Here is a 19,319-nt window from a genome sequence, read left to right on the forward strand (position 1 = left end):
ATGACAGAAACATCTATAAAGGAAAGTTTTATTTCCAAAATTTTTACTACAACAAAACAAGCTTTAAAAGGCGACGAATCATTTGATTATACTTCTGGAAGTATAAAGAAAGCCGTAATTCTACTTGCCATTCCGATGGTTTTAGAAATGATGATGGAATCGGTTTTTGCATTGGTTGATTTGTATTTTGTGGGACATTTAAAACACAGCAGTTTTGCTATTCAGACGGTTGGTTTGACCGAATCGGTATTAACAGTGATTTATTCTCTTGCTATCGGAATGAGTATGGCTGCTACCGCAGTTGTAGCGAGGCGCATTGGAGAAAAAGACCCAATTGCAGCTGCAAAAGCCGGAATGCAGGCGATTATTATTGCATTTGCAGTGAATAGCGTGTTGAGCATTTTCGGAATTATTTATGCTAAAGATATTTTAATATTAATGGGTTCTTCAGTGGAATCAGCCGAGCATGGTTTTCAATTTACACAGATTATGATTGGCTCTAGTTTGTGTATCATGCTTTTATTTTTAATAAACGGAATTTTCCGTGGAGCAGGAAATGCTGCAATTGCCATGAAAAGCCTTTGGATTGCTAATATTTGCAATATCATTTTATGTCCGATTCTAATTAATGGCTTTGGACCAGTTCCCGCTTTCGGATTAGTCGGAGCTGCTTTGGCAACCACTTTCGGAAGAAGTATTGGAGTTTTATACCAAGTATATCATTTGTTTTTTGGAAGCGGCATTTTAAAAATCAAGATTCCGTATTTCGCTCCAGATTTTACTCAGATCAAAGCCTTAGTGAAAATTGCAGCTCCAGGAATTTTGCAATTTGTAATTGCTTCTTGCAGCTGGATTTTCTTAGCGCAATTAGTGGCAACAACCGGCGGAGATCATGGATCAGCTGGTTATCAGACGGCGTTGAGAATTATGATGTTTTTTATTCTTCCAGCTTGGGGGTTAAGTAATGCCGCCGCAACTTTGGTTGGACAAAACTTAGGAGCAAAACAGATTGAACGCGCCGAAAAATCAGTTTATACAACCGCTCGATACAATGTGATTTTCATGGCTACGATTATGATTATCACTTTGGTTTTTGGGCAATATATTATTTCATTTTTCACGAATGATCAGCAGGTGAAAACCATTGCAATTGAAGCTTTGCAAATCATGAGCATCGGATTTATTTTCTACGGAATCGGAATGGTTTTGATCAATACATTTAATGGAGCAGGTGATACTTGGACTCCAACGGGAATCAACTTCTTCGGGTTTTGGTTGTTTCAAATTCCGCTGGCTTTTGTATTGGCAAAACATTTCAACATGGGACCAACCGGCGTTTTTATTGCCATTCCTGTTGCAGAAACTGCAATTACTTTGGCAGGAATCTTTTTTTATAAAAGAGGAAAGTGGAAACGAGTTCAAGTTTAAATTAAAATAAAAAATGCCTTCAGACACGAAGGCATTTTTTTCTAAAAGTTAAATAATTTACAAACTATGTTTTGAACTGTAAATTATTGTACCTTTGAACGTACAATAAAAAGTACTAAATTATGAAAGCAATTACAATTTCAACATTAAGGAAAAACATAAAAAATTATTTTGATGAAGTGTCTGAATCATCAGAAGTAATTGTTGTTCCGAGAAATTCGGAAGAAGATGCAGTTGTGATAATTTCAATTAAAGAGTACAACTCGATGTTAGAAACACAGCATTTATTATCAACTAAAGCAAATAGAAAAAGACTGTCAGAATCTATAGAACAAATGGAAAAAGGAAATCTGGTAGATTTTAATCTAGACGAACTTTAGACAATATGGACATTTGTTTTACTAAAAATGGCTGGGAAGAATTTGAATATTGGCTAGAAAACGATACAGATACTGCGGTAAAAATAAAAGAATTAATAAAATCTATCCGCGAGAATCCTTTTAAAGGAATTGGAAAGCCAGAACCTTTAAGGCACGATTTAAGAAGTTTTTGGTCTCGCCGAATTTCAGGAGAACATAGACTTGTTTATAAAGTCTCAGGAACAAAGGGAATTGACCAAAAATGTATTATACTGCAATGTCGATTCCATTATGACGATTAATAATTACAAAAAGGCCTTCAATTTTGAAGGCCTTTTTTATGCTTTTTAAACAAACTCATATCCCGCATAAACCTGTTCGATTTCTTTCATAATCGCAAATAAATCTTCAGGCGCATCAGTGGTAACTAATTTTTGTTTGAATTCTTTGAAAGAATGAATTCCTTTGAAATAGTTTGTATAATGGCGACGCATTTCTACAATTCCCAGACGTTCGCCTTTCCATTCCATTGACCACATCAAATGATTTCTCGCAGCTTCAACACGATCAATAACTGTTGGAGCAGGTAAGTGTTCACCTGTTTTAAAGAAATGTTTGATTTCGTTAAAAATCCACGGATAACCAATCGCAGCGCGGCCAATCATGATCCCGTCAATTCCGTATTCATTTTTATAGTGTAATGCTTTTTCTGGACTGTCGATATCACCGTTTCCGAAAATAGGCATTGTAATTCTTGGATTGTTCTTTACACGGGCAATATGCGACCAGTCAGAATGACCTTTGTACATTTGTGCACGGGTTCTAGCGTGAATGGTTAAAGCTTGAACACCAATATCCTGAAGTCTTTCGGCAACTTCATCAATATTAATTGAGTTTTCGTCCCAGCCTAAACGGGTTTTTACTGTAACAGGCAAATCAGTTCCTTTGATAACCGCTTTTGTCAAACGAACCATCAAATCAACATCTTTCAAAACTCCTGCACCAGCACCACGGCAAACTACTTTTTTTACCGGACATCCAAAATTGATATCCACTAAATCCGGTTTTACAGTAGAAACAATTTTAGATGACATTTCCATCGCTTCCTCATCTCCACCAAAAATCTGAATTCCAACAGGACGTTCATAATCAAAAATATCCAGCTTCATGCGGCTTTTTATAGCGTCACGAATTAATCCTTCCGATGAAATAAATTCAGAGTACATCATGTCAGCGCCATGCGTTTTGCATAATCTGCGAAACGGCGGATCGCTCACATCTTCCATCGGAGCTAGTAATAAAGGAAATTCGGGTAATTCTATGTTGCCAATCTTGACCATCTTCGTAATTTTTTGCAAAATTACAACTTTTCTTCGAATTGTCGTGATATTAGGTGCAAAGTGACATAGTGACAAAGTTGCAAAGGTTTTATAATCAGAACCTAAACCTTTGCAACTTTGTATCTTTGTTTCTCTGTCACTTTACTAAGTTCGGTAGTCGAAAAATCGAATTGGTTTTCGGCTCATTGGATTAAAAACCAACGGATTCAAAACTTCTTTTGAGGCAAATTCTATTTTTGGAGTTACTCTCAGTTTGGCTCTAAAATGATCTTTTATCTCTTGTAAAAATTCTGGCGTTTGTTCTTTTACCGCAATTTTAATCAGGATTTCATCTGTACCTAAATCATTGGTTGAGATTTCTATCAAATGATTTTCGATATTATCAAAACTACTCAAAACATCATTCATCGCTGGCGGATAAAGTGTTGTTCCTTTATATTTGATCATTTGTTTTTTACGGCCAACTACTGGGCCAACACGCAAAGTGTTTCTGCCACAGGCACAAGGTTCGTCATGAAACTGAACCATATCTCCCGTTTTAAAACGCAGCAAAGGCATTGCCTCAATTCCTAAAGTAGTAAAAGTAAGTTCGCCTGTTTCGCCATTTTTTACAGGCTGATTATTCTCGTCTAAAACTTCCACAATAATCAATTCCGGATGATGATGACCTCCTTTTCCGTGTTCACATTCGGTAAAAGCGGTACTCATTTCTGTCGAAGCATAAGTTGAAAACAACTTAATATTCCATTTATCTGTAATTTTTTTTGATAAGATATTCATTGAAAAATCCTGTTCTCTCAAAGATTCTCCAATGCAGATTGCCCCTTTTATGCTCGAATTATTATAATCGATTCCATGCATTTCAGCATATTCAATTAATTTCAAAAGGAAAGACGGAACTGTAATTAAATAAGACGGATTATATTTTAAAATCGAATCCCACTGCATTTCCGGAATTCCCGCACCAACACGAATAACGCCGACTTTCAATTTTCTAAGACCGAGAAAATAAGCCAAACCCGCCATAAATTTTCTGTCAATTGTGGTCATTAACTGAACGACATCGCCTTCTGCAATTCCAGCGCAGGCAAACGAAATAGCTTCATTATAAGCCAAACGATCTAAGTCAGAATCAGTTAAACCGAAAGTTACAGGATCACCAAGTGTTCCTGATGTCGATGCGTAATCAATAATTTTATGTTGCGGAACACACAAAAAATCATCATTATATTGCTGTAAATCTTCTTTGGTTGTAACGGGTAAATGCTGTAAATCTTCCAGCGTTTTAACTTTTGAAATATCAATGTTTTGTCCAGCAAAAAGTCTTTTATAAAAAGGAGAATTCTCGCTGATATATTCTAAAAGTTCAACTAGTTTTTTTTCTTGAAAAATTTTAATTTCTTCTAAAGAATCTTTTTCTATTGCTGGAATCATTTTAATTTTCTTTTGACTTTTTTTAGATATTTTTCAATCTTTTCTTTATCGGGAACTGTTGTGATTTCAAGGCTTAAAGCTTTTTGAAAATTAAGCTTCGCTTGTGCAAATTCCTTTTTTTGGTAAAAATACAATCCTGCTTTATAATACACAACCCAATAATCAGGGTTTAAGGATTGATAATGCTGTAGAAATTCAGGAGAAATTGTTTCTTTTTTATCCAGAATAGAATCTATTTTATGATCTTCAATTTTAAATTTTTTAAAATTCTGAAATGCAGTTGTTTCTAAAAAAGCATCTTTGGCAATGTTCCAATTTTCAGATTGAAAAGACGCAGTATTATTTTTGTTTTCGCCGAAAATTAAAATTAAATCATAACAGACAAACTCGCCTAATTGAAACGGATTTGCAGAAACCCAAACCAATTTTTCTTTTGGTTTAAAGATTATTCCGTGATGAGCCAGCAATTGATTTAATGCTTTTTCGTTTCCAAATCCTAGCGAAATATTTTTCAAGCCGTCTTTGTTTCGTAGAATTTCCGAAGCAATTTTAGGATTTACTTTTGGATTTTCAGACAAAAGTTCCTGCATTCTTTCAAAGCGATATTCAGAATGACTGTTCGAAATTTGTTCCAGATTTCGTTTATCTGCTGCAAAAGCATCTCCCTGAAAATGATTCGAACAAATTAATTGGTCTGAATTTGGAACATCATAAACATCCATTTTATTGGGAGAAACTTCAATCAAAATCGCTTTGTTGTCATTTGCACTTCCGACCATAATAGATTCAGAAACAAATACTTTTCTTTTTTTTGCAATAGCAATCGCTTCGTCTAAATTTTTGGCGTGCTGTAAAATTTCGCGAGTGAGAATCGAAATGGGAGTTTTTGCGCTAAGCGGAATTTTAGACTTAGAAGCATTTATGGTTACAGTCAAACCTTCAAGATTCATTCCCGAAACAGCGCCAATCATTCCGGGCCAGGTTACCATCATAAACGGAAATCCTTCTTTTGGTTTTATAAAGGCCACAATTTTATTTTCCGCGAAAGCGTCATTCACATAAAAATCAAAATTTCGAGCCAGAATTAAATTCCCATCTTCCGACTTTTCGTTCCACGCAGCAAAAGAAGAACAGCCAACCAAAGCCAAATCTTGTAAAGCGTGTCCAATGTCGTGTGCCGCATGCAGATATAAACTGCGCTGGTATTGCGGTGCGATGTTATCAAATTCGTTTGATGTATATTGAGAAACACCATAAATTTCGGTTTGATATTCATTGGGAACATTCAAATACAATTTGCGATTGAACCATTTTAAAAACTGACGAAGTATTTTCTGCTGAAATTTGGACGGAACAAAATCGGTTATTTTGGAAAAAAAAATACGTTGTTGTTTTTGTAAAAGTGAGTCGGTTAGAGCGCCAGTGTTCAGACCAATTTCGAGCGGATCTCCTTCGGCGTATAATTCCCAAAGTCCTTGTTTATTTTTTAAAAGTGAATTTTTTCCGGAAACAAAAACACTGTCTGATATTTTGGTTACGACAGGTTTTGTATTATTAAAAGCCGTAAGATCTGGTTTATGATGTTTTGATTTTGATGTACCGCAGGAAGTCAGTAAACTGAAAAAACCGATAAGGAAGAAATAAAAAATTCGGTTTTTCATGATTTAATTATTCAGAAGCTTTTTTAATTTTTTCCAGCAGATATTCTTTTCCTACAATTTCTGAGCAGGTTATGACGGCTCCAACCGTAACTCCCAAGACACCATGCATGTTAATACTTTGCCCTGTAAGATACAGATTTTCTAGTTTAGTTTTTGTCGGAATTAAAGTTTTCATCGGATTATTAGAATCTTTAACATATCCGTACATATTTCCGCCGTCTCCGCCAATATAATCGCGGTACGAAAGCGGAGTAGAAGTATGAACCGATTTGATACATTCTCTAATTCCAGGGAATTTCTTTTCGATTTCTTCTAAAAGTTTTTCGGCTTTTTCAGCTTTGAAATCTTCGTAACTTTTACCTCGTTCGTTTTCTTCAAAAGTGGTATTAAAAGTGTTTTCCCAAGCTTTTACATCATCATATTTCATGTACGTTATAAATGTCATTCCGTCTGCCCATTCTTCGTCTTTTTGTGACGGATTCATTGAAGCCATAAAAGTTTTCGGCCATGAATTGTCATCATAATCATGTGCAGTCCAAACATCTTTTGAACTTTTAAAATGGTAATAATTATGATTGATGTATTTAAAAGTTTTGGGCTTAAAAACGATATAAAGACTAAAGGCAGAAAGAACACTTTCAAGACCTTGAATTCTGTTGAAAAACGGTTTTCGGAAGTTTTCCTGACCCGCCATTTTCAAAGTTGTTTTAGGTTCGATATTAGAAATAAAAAGCTTTCCCAAAACCTCGGTTCCGTCTTTCATTTTTACCGAATTTACCTCCTGATTTTCAACTTCAAATTTGGTTACTTCTTTATGTTTGAAGAATTCTCCTCCGTATTTTTTTAATTGTTTGAGAAGCTGTTTTGTAATTTGGCTTCCTCCGTTTATACAACGCCACGAACTTTCGATATAAGAATTTACAACAAGTGCGTGAACATAAAAAGGCGATTTATCCGGAATTCCGGCATACAGAAAATTAGAACCCGCCAAAACCGCTTTCAGTTTTTCGTTTGAAGTAAAAGAATCGATTGTTTCTTTCGCGTTAAGCGCTAAAATTTCATCATCATATTTCCCTTTTGATTCCAGATTATAAAGCGGAAAAGCTTTGCATACCGACTTTATTTTTTGACAGTAATTTTCGAGATTTTCTTTTTCTTCGGGAAAATAACTGGCCAATTGCTGAATGAAATTTTCGAAGCCCTGTGCATGCGGATATTCGCTTTTATCATCATCAAAAGAAATAATGTCAAAACCATTTTCATCCAGTTTTTTCAGATTTAAATGATCCATTATTCCAATGTATTTGAAATATTGATGGAGATTCTGACCTTCGTCTAAACCGCCGATATAATGAATTCCGGTATCGAAAATAGTTTTGTCGCGAACAAAAGTCTGAAGATTTCCTCCGTACTGATTGTTTTTTTCGAGTACACAAACTCTGTAGCCTTCTTTTGCCAGAATAACAGCAGAAATCAATCCGCCCAAACCGCTGCCAATGATGACTACATCGTACTCTTTTTTCATTATTTTTTCTTTAAAATAACTAATGCATTTTCGTCAGAAATAATTTCAAAATTCTCAAACTGATTTTTTAAACCAGAACAATTCACTAAAATAATTAAAGAAGCAACTGGAATTACTTTTTCAATTTCATCTTTATAACTTTCGTCAGAAATCAAAAGAACATCGTAATGATTTTCAAGTGACGATTCCAATCTATCTAAATAAACTATTTTTCGCTTTGAAACAATGTAATTGGTTTTGGCCACCAATAATTTTTCTTCATCCTTTATAAAAGAAACTATTTTGCGCTGAGGTTCCTGCAATGCTAATAAAACATCCAACTGTCCGTAATCATTTCCTAAATGAAGGATTTTTGCTTTTGGCTGAATGTGTTTATTTAAATTATAATAAACTTCAAGATTCTGTTTTAAATCTTTTTTGACGCTGTTTCCAATTTCGATTTCTTTATAATCGTAACTATTAATCAGCATTGTTTTGAAATAGTCCGGACCTTCAAGTTGTTCACGAATTTTACGATATTCGGCTTTAAAGAATGCACTTATTTGTTTGGTTCTTTCGGTATAATTTGTTCCAAATGAATCATTAGCAGGAGCAATTCTTTCTAAAATCGTAACGGTTAATTTTCCGTGATGAATGACAAAATCGCCTTTCGGAATTAGTTCTGAAGCGCCATGAATCACGACAGGAATAATATCCAGATTGAATTCTTCGGCAAGGAAAAAAGCTCCTTTATGGAATCTTTTTATCACATTACTTTCAGAACGTGTTCCTTCTGGAAATACCATTAAAGAATAACCTTGTTCTACTTTTTTGCGAAGATGTTCAACACCGCCTTCCAAACCTTCAGAAACCGGATAAAAACCAGCTTTTCTAACAACACCGCCAAAAATAGGAGAGTTGTAAACCCAGTCGCTTACGAGGAAAATAATTTTAGGACTCAACATTCCGATTGACAAAATATCTAAAAACGAAGAATGATTGGCAATAATTACGGCTGGTTTCTCGAAAGTTTCATTGAAATTATTAACGACTCTTTTGCGAATAAACGGATTCGAATACAATACTGATTTCATAAATTTTGAAATCACATATCGGAAGGCTTTCATTTTTGCTTTTTTGCTGAATGGCAAAATCGGCATAATGGTAAAACTGAAAATCGACATTACGATTCCGCCCAAACCATAATAAGCAAACGAAATTACACCATGAACAAAGGTTCGCAACTGAAAAGGCGGATTTCCTTTTTTGGGACGATTCGACAGAAATACTTTGAACAGAATTGGATAAAAAATGAAAGTAATAATCAAAGCCGCAAAAACCCCAATTAACGAAACGGATGAAATTGAAGTAAGTGCAGGATGTTTGGCAAATATCATTGCACCAATTCCTAAGATTGTTGTGATAACAGCCAAAATAATTGATGTTCTGTAAATGGCAATTTCATTAACTCCGTTCGAATATTCTTTTTGCAACGCGCTGGTCATGAAAATACTGAAATCAACTCCGTGACCAAAAATTAAGGTACACACAATCATGCTGAAAATATTCATCTGAATGCCAAAAATACCCATAATTCCAGCCGTTACAATTCCCGTTAGAGCAATTGGAATACAGCTGATGATTACCAATTCTATTCTTCGGAAAAAGAAAAATAAAATCAGAATTACGGCGACAAATGAATAATTGACAAGTGAATTAAAATCGGTTTTTAAAGTGCTGAAAAATGTTTCGTTCATCTGCTGACGATCGATTGCCACTACATTTTCTTTTGCCGAAGTTGATTTTACAAAAGCATCACGCTGTTCCGGCGCTACTTTTACTAAAGTTGAAATCGTATAAAAACCATTTTTTTCGGTAATGAATTCCTGTAATTGTAAAGCTTTGATTTTTAAAAATTCTGACGAAGAAACGGGTTTGAAATCAAAGTCCAAATGATTAAAAAAGAGTTCATAAGTTGTAGGTTTAAAACCAAGTTTGGAACCTTCGGAAATCAATTCAAATTTTACAAATTGTTTTTTTTGTGAAGCCCAGAATGAATTCCATTTGTTTATTTTTTCGATTTGCGCTTGTTGCGAAAGTACAATACCGCCAACCGAACTAAAGTTTAGAATTTTGTTCTGCTGTTTTTCTTTTGCTAAATCTCCAAAAAGTTGGCTGTTATGCTGTAAAGCTTCTTCCATAGTTTTTCCGTAAGAAGCGACATAAATTGTTTTGGAAGTTAAACTGGTACTTTCTTCCAATTGTTTTTCGGCAGCTTTGATTTCTTTTGGAATAAAATTCAGCTGTGATAAATCATTATTAAAACCAACATCATTATAAGTAAAACAGCAGATAATGGTAATAATAACACAAAGTCCGATTAAGATTTTATTATTATGAAAAGAAAAATGAGCCATTTTATCGATCATATTCTTTTTATGTTCTGCCGGATTTTCGTGTGGTTTGTATAAATGTGGAACAATTAAAAGCGAGAAAATTCCAGTTGCCATTACAATTACGGCAGCAAAAATTCCCAAATCATTCAACGCATCCGATTTTACAAAAAGCAGACATAAAAAAGCAACAGCAGTTGTAGAACTGCTCATAATGACCGGCATTGTAATGTCTTTGTACAACGTTTTGACATCGCTGTTATGTTTGTAATGCGTGAGAATGTGAATAGAATAATCAATCGTAATTCCCAATAAAATAGAACCAATTCCAAGAGAAATTGCGGAGATTTGTTCTCTCACAAAATATAAAAAGGCAACGGCAAATAATCCTCCGAATACCGTCGGCAGAAAAATAATAAGCGGAATTAAAACTTTGCGGTAAAATAAAATTAGAATCAGCATTAAGGTTAACATCGCAATGGATGTCGTTAGAATAATATCGCCTTTGATCTGATTGGCATTGGCAACAGCAATTAAGGCAGAACCAAAATAACTGATAGAAGTTTTTCCTTTAAATTTCTGATTTAGATTTTCCTGAACTGATTGTAGTTTTTCAGCAAAAAGGGTATTTTTTTCTGTTTCACTTGATGGAATATTAGAAGTAATAAAAAGCAGTAATTTCTTTTTATCCTTTGTCATTACAAAACCATTTTCGAGTGTAAAATCGTCACCAATATTTAGTTGCTGTAATTTTTTTAAAGCAATAAAAGAAATTCCAAATGGATCCTGCAGAATAAAATCCTTCGTAATAAATCCAGATGGAGAAATAATCGATTTATAATTTCCTTGAACCGTTGCTGCAATGCTGTCTTTCTGCAGTTTTTGTTCGATGTTTTTATAATCTGCATCATCCAGAAAAAGAGGCAGATTGTTGTAAACAAAATCAATAGTTTCCTGAATATTTTCTTCGTCAACTTTTCCCTGAATTCCAGTTATGTAAGATTTACAGGATTTAGAGACACTGTCTGAAAAAGTGGTTGCCATTTCTTTTAAATCATCGGCAGATCCGTTTTTTTCGAGTTTAAAAATGACAGTGGTTTTGTCGGCAAAATTGAGTTGTTTCAGCACTTTTGCCGTAACATCGGTTTTATCGTTTGTTGGGATAAGTTTGGTAATGTCTTCTTCAAATTTCAATCTTGAAGCAAAAAATCCAAAAACAAGCAGCATCAAAACAGCCAAAAGAACCGAGAGTGATTTTCTTCGGTTTACAAATAAATGAATGGCGTAAAAGTATTGATGCATGTTTTAGGTTTTAATTTTTTTTGCCACAGATTAAAAAGATTAGTTTTAGTTTGTCACCCTGAGCGAAGTCGAAGGGCGTTCCAATTGGACGTGGGCTTCGACTTCGCTCAGCCTGACAATCTGGATGTAAAAAATCATTTTAATCCTTTTAATCTGTGGCAAACTTAATTTAAATATTCGTTTTATTCTTAGAACTAAAAGTCGTCAAAAGCAAATAACTTATAAGACCAACTGATAGTGCTGAAACGGTTGCTAAAATAAGACTTCCTACGATATATTGTGTGGCATTTTTTTGAATATCGTCTAATGTTATCGAACTGTCCAAAACCAAAGGTGCATCAGCGGAAACAAAAAGACTTCCGATTTTCAAAGAGCCATAAATGATAAACGGAATAAAAGGGGGAAAGCTCACATTGGAAGTCAAAAAAGCAATGACTTTATTGAGTCTGAACAAAGCGGCTAATGAAAAAAGCAAGATGGTTTGAAATCCCCAAAACGGTGAAAGTCCAATAAAAATTCCCAAAGCAATCGCAGCCGATTTTTTAAAATTAGAATCGGAGCTTTCTAAAATATCTTCTAAAAAGAATTTTTTAAAACCTTTTTTTTTTGCCCGGCGAAAGAAATCCCGAGGTTTAATGTATAATAAAGCATTGGTTACCAAAACGGTATTTAAAATACTGATTCTGGTAAAATCCTGGAATGGACGAAAATGTGAAACTCTTTCGGCAGGATCATACAAAACCTGAATAGGAATGTTTTTAACCACAATTCCTTTCCACGCCGCACGTACAATCACTTCGATTTCAAACTCAAATTTATTGGTATAAAATCGTTTTGGAAGCAGTCGAAGTGGATATAATCTGAAACCAGATTGTGTATCTTCTAAAACAATTCCGGTTTCAAATTTGAACCAGAAATTAGAAAATTTGTTACCGAAACTACTTTTCTTAGGAACATTTTCCTGTGTCATGTTTCGGCTTCCAATCAACAGAGCATTGGGTTCCTTCTGAATTTCTTCAATGAAAATTGGAATATCTACAGCAAAATGCTGTCCATCAGAATCGATTGTTATGGCATATTCAAAATTTAGTTCAAGTGCTTTTCTAAACCCATTTCTAAGCGCACGTCCTTTTCCCAAATTTTTAGGGTGATGAATCTGCGTGAGCTGCGAATATTGTTTTAGAATTTCGCTGGTCGAATCGGTTGAACCATCATTAACAATAATGACATTTGAAGTGAAATCTAAAATAGAATCCAGCACTTTTTTCAATGTTTTCTGATTATTGTAAGTGGGTACAATAACACAGAAAGAAGTTGAATCGAGCAGATCCTGATTGAATGCGTTAGGTTTCATCGAAGAAGTTTTCTAGAGCTTATTTTACAAATTGTTTCTCTTTGTCGGAGAAACTTTTAGACTGTAAAACAAAGTCTTTAAGATAATCTTTCAGAGCACCATTTTGCGCTGCATAATGTGAAGTGATGAATTTTTTATCTTCTTTAATATTTTTCTTGTAACCCGTTATTCCAGGAACATTTTCCTGAATGCTTAAACGAATCATTCTAATTTCGATATTGTTAGGTTCGCCGGCAATAACAGATTCCAGAAGTTTTGCACCTTCTTTAAAACGGTCAATTTTATCACCTAATTTTTTCTCAAACTTCGAATCCAATAAAATAGAGGCCGCTTTATAGGCCACTAGAATTTTATCGTCATTATTTGAAATTCCAGCCATTTTTTCCACAAAATCTTTAGCATTAGTCTCTGATTTTGTAACCTCCGGATACAATTTACGAATAGAAGCCAAATCTGGCGCACCCGCAAAACTTACCCATAAAAGTAATGTCATTAATAGTTTCATAATTATATTTTTTTGTACACATTGCTCAGTTTAAGAGCAGTAGTGTCGTTAAAGTAAGTCGTGTTTTTCACTTTTACTAAATCATCTTCAGTAGTTGTAATATCAAGCTCTAAACGTAATTCTGGAGTTACTTCAGGATTAATCAGCGCCATGAATTTTACATTTGCCAAAGACTGGATCATCAGTGAACTGTTAGTAATAGATTCTGTCAGTTCTTTGATAATCTGAATCATGCAAACACCAGGCATAATAGGATTTCCAGGGAAATGCCCTTTAAAAACCTCATGTTTCTCATTGACTAAAATCGTAATATTATATTTTGAATCGGAGATTTTTTCTTCCGATAGTATTTTGTAAAAATCTTTTAAAATCATATTCTTTATTTTCCAAATGAGTAGGAAACGCCTAACTGAAAATTGATATTGGTGTTATAATCTCCAAACAAATAATAATTATTAGAATCGTTCTGATAATAATCGCTGCTCAAAACATCAAGCAGACCTTTTTTAAATCTCGCTTCAAATGTTAATCCCGAAGGCAATGCATACGCAACACCTAAAACCAAACCAAGATCATTTTGTGCTTTTCTAACCGCAAGATTATCATTCAATAAAATATCTAAAGTTGGTCCTGCCTGAAACTGAATTCCCATTGGCAAAGTAAACTTATTCATTACCGAAAGAGACAAATAGTTGATATCTAAATCTAAATATTCAACTTTATTGGTCTGGCTGACTTCGTCATAATAATTTCGCGCTACATTATTAGAACCTTGTCTGCTGTAATTAATTTCAGGTTGTAACGAGTAAATTTTAGTAATCTTGATATCAGTAAAACCACCAACATAAAAATCAGTTTTATAATCGGCATGCATTTCAGAAATGGTAGAAAAACTAAATCCACCTCTTAAACCTGGTTTGACACTTATTTGGGCTTGTATATTTAAGACTGCAAAAAAAACAGCAATAAAAAGAACGATTTTTTTAGTCATGGTTTTTACTTCGTTTTAAATTTATAGCTTATTCCAATCTGGAAAACTTGATTTAAAATTGCATCATTAGTATAATATCCGTCGTTATTATAATAATCATAACCATAAATATCTACCAATCCTTGTTTGATTCTGGCTTCAAAAGTTAGCCCGTTTGGTAATGTATAACCAACTCCTCCAACTATGGCAAAGTCAAAATCTTCTGGATTCGTATTGATGTAATTATCACTAACTTTAAGATCCAATGAAGGACCTCCTAAAATGTGAAAACCACCACCGTTAAAGTTAAACTTTGCAACTGCTCCAAGTGTTATATAATTTAGCTCATACTTTTCAGAATAATAACGGCCGTTTTCAAAATACCTTCCTTCATCACCTTGTCTGGAATAATTTATCTCTGGTTGAAGAGAGAAAAATTTATTAAATCTAATATCTACCAGTCCACCAATATAAAAATCAGTTTTAGAGCTATTATCATCTATATTGGTTAAAGTGGAGATATTTAATCCGCCTCTTAAACCCGGACTAACTCTTACTTGCGCTTCTGAAGATTGAATCCCGAAGAACAAAACAAATGCAATTACCACAAAATTTCTCATTTCGAATTGATTTAAAGTTTATTATTAGTTTAATTTTTTATTCTGATTTAAAATAATTCAGCTCGATTTTAAGCTTAATATTTTGATGAATTATCTGAATCTTTTCAGCAAAAATATTGTTTTCTGAACTGAAAAGCAGTGTAAATTTTTCTTTTGTTTTAGAAGCATGAACAATCTTTTCCAGTTTTTGATCTTTTTTGGAGATGAAAATATAGTTGTCGCGTTTACCGTCTTTTGATTTATAAATTTTAGCTGACTCATTTTCAAACTGTTCCTGAATCGAATATTCCTTTTTTAAAAGCAAACGAAAATCTTCTTTTAAAGTATTGATTAATATTTTTCGGTCTAATTCTGAAACGATGGAATTGACTTTAAAATCGTTTTCTGAAATTTCGAAATCCATTAATTTATTTCCGAATTCTGTAGTGAAAACAACACGATGCGTAGTGTCGTTTATTTTCTTGGCAATGAAAATTCCGGATAACTCATTTCCGTAAACGCTGATATTAGTTTTATAAACATAATCGGTTTTTGAATCGGAGAAATACGGAACCGTATAAGACGTTTGGTCTAATTTTTTAGGCGTATAGTTTTTTGTAACCGAACCGCAGGAAACGAATACAAGAGCTAAAACGAAATTAATTAGTAAAAACTGAATCGTCGATTTTTGCATTGATCACTTTATTTTTAAGTACAATTCGGGTATAATCTTCTGAAGACTCTAATAATTTTACCTGAACAACAGTTGCTTCTTCTTTGTCAAAAGTCAGTTCAATTTGCTTGATGTATTTTTTTAGCGTCGCATCTTTCGGAATAAACTTTGCTAGATTCTGACCTTTCACTTTGAAATACGAAATCGTAAATTCTTTATCGTCAAACATGTTTCCGCTTACACTTCCCACAATTAATTTATTGATGCGGGCAAAGATTTTACTGTTGCCAATATCAACGGCGCTTTTCTTTCCTTCGTCATTAATCAGGATTTTTCCGTTTTTAAAGGTAATGCTGTAATTGTATGGTTTTTTGTATTGCCATTGAAGCAAAGCGGGTTCTTTAAAAACCATTTTTCCGGATGTTTCAATATCTTTCGAAAGAAAATCCAAATGTTTGTACTGAACAAAATCGGTACTAAGTGTTTTGATTTTTTTGGCAACCACATTTACGTCTTCTTTAAATTGCGCAATTTCTGCAGCAGTCATTTTTTGCTCCTGAGCAAATAAACTGCCTGAAATAAAAAGGATTAGTAGGGATATTTTAGTTTTCATATTTTTTAAATTGTGCATTGTTTTTTCGCCACGAATTGCACCAATTTTTGCGAATTTTTAATTTAATAAAATCCGTTTAAATCCGCGTCTTCGCGATAGCGAATCTGTTTCATCCGCGTTCAATCTCCATAAGCTTTAAGATTCAAAAGTTCTTCAATCGAAACGACCTGATAATTATTTTGCTGTAAAAATTGCAAAAACTGTTCCAAGACCAAAACAGAGTGTTTGCCTGTATCATGCAAAAGTACGATTCCGCCGGGAGAAACTCGTTTTGTAATTCGGTTTAAAATCAATTCCTGATTTTTTGTTCCTCCATCAAGTGAACGAATATTCCAGCCAATAACTTTGTGATTTGTTTTTTCTAATACTCTTCTAATCGAAGGAGTTGTAACTCCATAAGGCGGACGAAAAAAGTTGATTTTTTTGGAAGTGAATTTTTCCAGGAGTGTATCTGTTTTCTCAATTTCCTCCCTGATTTGTTTTGCATTATAAAAATCAAAAAACTTAGAATGAGAATAGGAATGATTTCCAACTAAATACCCTTCATCAATTACTTTTTGAAGAATTTCAGGATGCGCTTCAATATTTTTTCCAATACAGAAAAAAGTAGCGCTGGCATTATATTTTTTCAGAAGCTCTAAAACTTCTAAAGTATAAGGGCTTGGCCCATCATCAAAAGTAAGCGCAATTTTTTGCTCTGTTTCTAATGGATTACTGCAATAGGCTTTTACATGATAATTAGAAGAAATTCTCGAAGAGCCAATAGCATTTATTCCAAGCCAAAGAAAAACTACAGCCCAATAATACCATATATTTATTGGCATAATAAAGTTTGCAATAAACATTAAAAGCAATAAAAGGATGAAAAATATCGAGATGTTTTTATGCGTTATCATTTGGATAGTAACGTAAAACTATGATTTTTGCCACTTAATTGATTGTACAATAAAATGGTTTTGTAAGCTGGTTTTGTCACCGAATTTACTTTTACAATTTCCGGAACTTCCTGTGTTTTTAAAATTTTAGAAGCCATCCAAAAAGCAAAAGCCGAAGCCGTATCGTATTCGCCGCTCAAATGTTTGTAATATAAAACAGGAGTTTGGGCAAAGGCATTTTCAGCGAGATTTCTGTAATAATTTTCAAAATTCGCATTTCCGTCAAAACCTAAAACTAAAGCATCGATATCTGAAATTTCTAAATGATTGGATTTCAAAAAAGATTTAATCTCAGATTCTACTTCGTTTACTTCCAAAGTATTTATAATACTAACATCTAAAAGTTCAGCGTAAGTATTGTCTTTTTTTTCATTTTCTAAAACAAAAAAACTGGCACCTTCACCATAAACGGCACCACTTGTTTTAGAAGTCAGTACATCATAAGGCGCAGTATTATCGGCTTTAATGCGTCCGTTTAATTTGAAAAGAGCAGTTGTATAATCTCCGTTTTCGTCAACGCCTCCCACTAAAATGGAATTCGCTTCGTCTTCTTCAATCTGCATTTTAGCATCAATCAAAGCCGATTCAAAAGAAACCGCACCGTTTACATAGGTAAAATTATAACCTTTACATTGCTGTAAAAGTGCAATCTGAGCACCAACTGTATTATGAGTAGATTGAATGAAAGAAGTCGGAGTTAGGAATTCTTCTTTATTATCTAAAATACTTTTCAGGAACTTTTCAGAATCTTCGATGCACCCTAAACCTGTTCCAGTAATGATAGCATCAACACTTTCTACATTAGCATCTTTCATGGCTAGGGCAGAAGCAACAATTCCGTTTTTTACTCCTTTAGCCATTCTTCGGCTTGCTGCCGGCGAAATATATTCTTTGTATGCCGGCGGAACAATTGCCAATACATTTTCATCGTGATTTACATTGGCTTCTTCCAAAAAAACAGTATCAAATGTTTTTTGAGTCGAAATACAGCCTACTCCATTTATATATGTTTTTTTTGTCATTAGCTTTTTGAAAATATAAGGGTGGAACAGTTTCCTCCAAATCCGAAAGAGTTAGATAAAACGTGTTCTATGGTTGTATTTTTTAAAGAGGTCTGTGGTGTCAAATCGAATTCCTCCATCTGCGTTTCAAAATTCAAATTCGGATAAACCACATTATTTTGAATAGACAATACGCTATAAACAGCTTCAATTGCCGCTGCAGCTGCTAATGTATGTCCGGTAAAAGGTTTTGTAGAACTAAAATCGGGCACTTTTTTGTCTTCGTAAATTCTTCGTAAAGCTCTTCCTTCAGATAAATCGTTGTTAGGCGTTGCTGTTCCATGAACGTTGATATAATCAATTTGAGAAGGTTTTAAACCCGAAACTTCAAAAGCTTTTTTCATTGCCAGATAAGCGCCGTCTCCGTTTTCAGAAGAAGCAGTTTGATGAAAAGCATCATTTGCATTTCCATAACCAGAAACTCTTGCCAGCACTTTTTTATTTTGTTTCTCAACAATTTCATCCGATTCTAAAACCAAAAAAGCTGCGGCTTCGCCAAGGTTTAATCCTTTTCTGTTGTTGTCAAAAGGTTTGTTGTAATCGTCAGACAAAATCATCAAAGTTTTAAATCCGTTGATGGTGAATTTTGACAAAGCATCGGCTCCGCCTACAATTACACGATCCAGTTTTCCGGTTTTGATTAATCTAGCGCCCAGCATAATTGAGTTTGCTGCAGATGAACAAGCGGTACTAATAGTAGAAACCATTCCTTTTAAACCCAATTCTTCCGCAATTTTTTCGGCAACATCACCGCCGTCATGACAGGTAATATATTTAACCAATTCCGGTTTTTCGAAATAATCGTAATAATGTTTCTCTGTCATGTCCATTCCGCCCACGCTTGTAGCCGAAATAAGTCCTGTTCTAAATTCGTTGATATTGGTTATGCCGGCATTTTCAACAGCTTGTTTTGCTGCCAAAGTACCAATCATAGCAGTTCTCGAAAAATTATTATCACTGTTTAACTCCAGTTCGGCGATTAATTCATCGTTGGTTTTTTTAATTTCGCCGACTTTGATAACATCTGCATGAACTGTAGAAATATTGGAGATACGGGAAATCCCGATTTTATTTTCGATTAGCGAATGAAAGTTTTCCTCAACCGAATTCCCGATTGCTGAGATAATTCCCATTCCCGTTATTGCAACACCTTTTGTCATTTTAGATTTATGATTTTAGATTCTCGAA

General features: G+C 34.1%; 18 protein-coding genes. 3 read left to right on the forward strand and 15 right to left on the reverse strand.

The annotated features are described in order from the left end of the window. From BM289_RS01460 to BM289_RS01470, 3 genes are all read left to right on the forward strand, one after another. A complete protein-coding gene (locus BM289_RS01460; RefSeq protein WP_091490254.1) occupies positions 1 to 1,428 on the forward strand; it encodes an MATE family efflux transporter in 1,428 nt (475 codons plus the stop codon). A 122-nt stretch (positions 1,429 to 1,550) separates the two neighbouring features. Next, entirely contained in the window at positions 1,551 to 1,808 is a 258-nt protein-coding gene (locus BM289_RS01465; RefSeq protein ID WP_091490256.1) for a type II toxin-antitoxin system Phd/YefM family antitoxin, read from the forward strand. 5 nt (positions 1,809 to 1,813) lie between these two features. Continuing rightward, entirely contained in the window at positions 1,814 to 2,089 is a 276-nt protein-coding gene (locus tag BM289_RS01470; protein WP_091490259.1) for a Txe/YoeB family addiction module toxin, read from the forward strand. Positions 2,090 to 2,134: 45 nt separating this feature from the next. On the opposite strand, the gene dusB is transcribed toward BM289_RS01470, so the two are convergent. The 15 genes from dusB to BM289_RS01545 all read right to left on the reverse strand — a co-directional run bounded on the left by dusB (position 2,135) and on the right by BM289_RS01545 (position 19,291). Next, positions 2,135 to 3,127, reverse strand: a complete 993-nt coding sequence (dusB, locus tag BM289_RS01475) for a tRNA dihydrouridine synthase DusB (RefSeq protein ID WP_091490261.1) — start codon at positions 3,125 to 3,127, stop codon at positions 2,135 to 2,137. 144 nt (positions 3,128 to 3,271) lie between these two features. Further along, positions 3,272 to 4,561, reverse strand: coding sequence for a flexirubin biosynthesis putative acyl-CoA ligase FlxY (locus tag BM289_RS01480; protein ID WP_091490262.1), 1,290 nt, complete (start codon positions 4,559 to 4,561; stop codon positions 3,272 to 3,274). Next, entirely contained in the window at positions 4,558 to 6,222 is a 1,665-nt protein-coding gene (locus BM289_RS01485) for a C45 family autoproteolytic acyltransferase/hydrolase (RefSeq protein WP_091490265.1), read from the reverse strand. Before BM289_RS01485 ends, BM289_RS01480 begins: the two co-directional genes overlap by 4 nt. A gap of 7 nt (positions 6,223 to 6,229) precedes the next feature. After that, the gene (locus BM289_RS01490; protein WP_091490267.1) at positions 6,230 to 7,747 is read right to left on the reverse strand and encodes a phytoene desaturase family protein; all 1,518 of its coding nucleotides are present in this window, start codon (positions 7,745 to 7,747) and stop codon (positions 6,230 to 6,232) included. Then, complete coding sequence (locus BM289_RS01495) at positions 7,747 to 11,421, reverse strand: 1-acyl-sn-glycerol-3-phosphate acyltransferase (RefSeq protein WP_091490269.1); 3,675 nt, start codon at positions 11,419 to 11,421, stop codon at positions 7,747 to 7,749. Before BM289_RS01495 ends, BM289_RS01490 begins: the two co-directional genes overlap by 1 nt. A gap of 169 nt (positions 11,422 to 11,590) precedes the next feature. Further along, entirely contained in the window at positions 11,591 to 12,775 is a 1,185-nt protein-coding gene (locus BM289_RS01500; protein ID WP_091490271.1) for a DUF2062 domain-containing protein, read from the reverse strand. A 19-nt stretch (positions 12,776 to 12,794) separates the two neighbouring features. Beyond that, positions 12,795 to 13,280: a hypothetical protein gene (locus tag BM289_RS01505; RefSeq protein WP_091490274.1), complete on the reverse strand. Its 486-nt coding sequence runs from the start codon at positions 13,278 to 13,280 to the stop codon at positions 12,795 to 12,797. A gap of 2 nt (positions 13,281 to 13,282) precedes the next feature. After that, on the reverse strand, positions 13,283 to 13,654 hold the full coding sequence (locus BM289_RS01510; protein ID WP_091490277.1) for an ApeI family dehydratase: 372 nt from the start codon (positions 13,652 to 13,654) through the stop codon (positions 13,283 to 13,285). A gap of 5 nt (positions 13,655 to 13,659) precedes the next feature. After that, positions 13,660 to 14,271: an outer membrane beta-barrel protein gene (locus BM289_RS01515; RefSeq protein ID WP_091490279.1), complete on the reverse strand. Its 612-nt coding sequence runs from the start codon at positions 14,269 to 14,271 to the stop codon at positions 13,660 to 13,662. Positions 14,272 to 14,276: 5 nt separating this feature from the next. Continuing rightward, entirely contained in the window at positions 14,277 to 14,870 is a 594-nt protein-coding gene (locus tag BM289_RS01520; protein WP_091490282.1) for a porin family protein, read from the reverse strand. A gap of 37 nt (positions 14,871 to 14,907) precedes the next feature. After that, positions 14,908 to 15,543, reverse strand: coding sequence for a flexirubin biosynthesis protein LolB2 (locus tag BM289_RS01525; protein ID WP_091490284.1), 636 nt, complete (start codon positions 15,541 to 15,543; stop codon positions 14,908 to 14,910). Next, a complete protein-coding gene (locus BM289_RS01530; protein ID WP_091490702.1) occupies positions 15,509 to 16,135 on the reverse strand; it encodes a flexirubin biosynthesis/transport protein LolA2 in 627 nt (208 codons plus the stop codon). Before BM289_RS01530 ends, BM289_RS01525 begins: the two co-directional genes overlap by 35 nt. Positions 16,136 to 16,254: 119 nt before the next feature. Next, the gene (locus tag BM289_RS01535) at positions 16,255 to 16,959 is read right to left on the reverse strand and encodes a polysaccharide deacetylase family protein (RefSeq protein ID WP_244165301.1); all 705 of its coding nucleotides are present in this window, start codon (positions 16,957 to 16,959) and stop codon (positions 16,255 to 16,257) included. Positions 16,960 to 17,027: 68 nt separating this feature from the next. Then, complete coding sequence (locus BM289_RS01540) at positions 17,028 to 18,092, reverse strand: beta-ketoacyl synthase N-terminal-like domain-containing protein (protein ID WP_091490290.1); 1,065 nt, start codon at positions 18,090 to 18,092, stop codon at positions 17,028 to 17,030. Further along, the gene (locus BM289_RS01545; RefSeq protein ID WP_091490293.1) at positions 18,092 to 19,291 is read right to left on the reverse strand and encodes a beta-ketoacyl-[acyl-carrier-protein] synthase family protein; all 1,200 of its coding nucleotides are present in this window, start codon (positions 19,289 to 19,291) and stop codon (positions 18,092 to 18,094) included. The genes BM289_RS01540 and BM289_RS01545 overlap by 1 nt, the downstream gene beginning before the upstream one ends. Between the last annotated feature and the right edge of the window lie 28 nt (positions 19,292 to 19,319).

Source organism: Flavobacterium phragmitis (genome assembly GCF_900112575.1).
Classification (GTDB): domain Bacteria; phylum Bacteroidota; class Bacteroidia; order Flavobacteriales; family Flavobacteriaceae; genus Flavobacterium; species Flavobacterium phragmitis.

Excerpts from the sequence above, each read along its gene's own strand:
- dusB (WP_091490261.1), bottom strand. The coding sequence starts at position 3,127 with ATGGTCAAGATTGGCAACATAGAATTACCCGAATTTCCTTTATTACTA.
- BM289_RS01525 (WP_091490284.1), bottom strand. The coding sequence starts at position 15,543 with ATGCAAAAATCGACGATTCAGTTTTTACTAATTAATTTCGTTTTAGCT.
- BM289_RS01510 (WP_091490277.1), bottom strand. The coding sequence starts at position 13,654 with ATGATTTTAAAAGATTTTTACAAAATACTATCGGAAGAAAAAATCTCC.
- BM289_RS01460 (WP_091490254.1), top strand. The coding sequence starts at position 1 with ATGACAGAAACATCTATAAAGGAAAGTTTTATTTCCAAAATTTTTACT.
- BM289_RS01535 (WP_244165301.1), bottom strand. The coding sequence starts at position 16,959 with ATGCCAATAAATATATGGTATTATTGGGCTGTAGTTTTTCTTTGGCTT.
- BM289_RS01480 (WP_091490262.1), bottom strand. The coding sequence starts at position 4,561 with ATGATTCCAGCAATAGAAAAAGATTCTTTAGAAGAAATTAAAATTTTT.
- BM289_RS01465 (WP_091490256.1), top strand. The coding sequence starts at position 1,551 with ATGAAAGCAATTACAATTTCAACATTAAGGAAAAACATAAAAAATTAT.
- BM289_RS01530 (WP_091490702.1), bottom strand. The coding sequence starts at position 16,135 with ATGAAAACTAAAATATCCCTACTAATCCTTTTTATTTCAGGCAGTTTA.
- BM289_RS01470 (WP_091490259.1), top strand. The coding sequence starts at position 1,814 with ATGGACATTTGTTTTACTAAAAATGGCTGGGAAGAATTTGAATATTGG.
- BM289_RS01505 (WP_091490274.1), bottom strand. The coding sequence starts at position 13,280 with ATGAAACTATTAATGACATTACTTTTATGGGTAAGTTTTGCGGGTGCG.
- BM289_RS01515 (WP_091490279.1), bottom strand. The coding sequence starts at position 14,271 with ATGACTAAAAAAATCGTTCTTTTTATTGCTGTTTTTTTTGCAGTCTTA.
- BM289_RS01495 (WP_091490269.1), bottom strand. The coding sequence starts at position 11,421 with ATGCATCAATACTTTTACGCCATTCATTTATTTGTAAACCGAAGAAAA.
- BM289_RS01545 (WP_091490293.1), bottom strand. The coding sequence starts at position 19,291 with ATGACAAAAGGTGTTGCAATAACGGGAATGGGAATTATCTCAGCAATC.
- BM289_RS01485 (WP_091490265.1), bottom strand. The coding sequence starts at position 6,222 with ATGAAAAACCGAATTTTTTATTTCTTCCTTATCGGTTTTTTCAGTTTA.
- BM289_RS01490 (WP_091490267.1), bottom strand. The coding sequence starts at position 7,747 with ATGAAAAAAGAGTACGATGTAGTCATCATTGGCAGCGGTTTGGGCGGA.
- BM289_RS01500 (WP_091490271.1), bottom strand. The coding sequence starts at position 12,775 with ATGAAACCTAACGCATTCAATCAGGATCTGCTCGATTCAACTTCTTTC.
- BM289_RS01520 (WP_091490282.1), bottom strand. The coding sequence starts at position 14,870 with ATGAGAAATTTTGTGGTAATTGCATTTGTTTTGTTCTTCGGGATTCAA.
- BM289_RS01540 (WP_091490290.1), bottom strand. The coding sequence starts at position 18,092 with ATGACAAAAAAAACATATATAAATGGAGTAGGCTGTATTTCGACTCAA.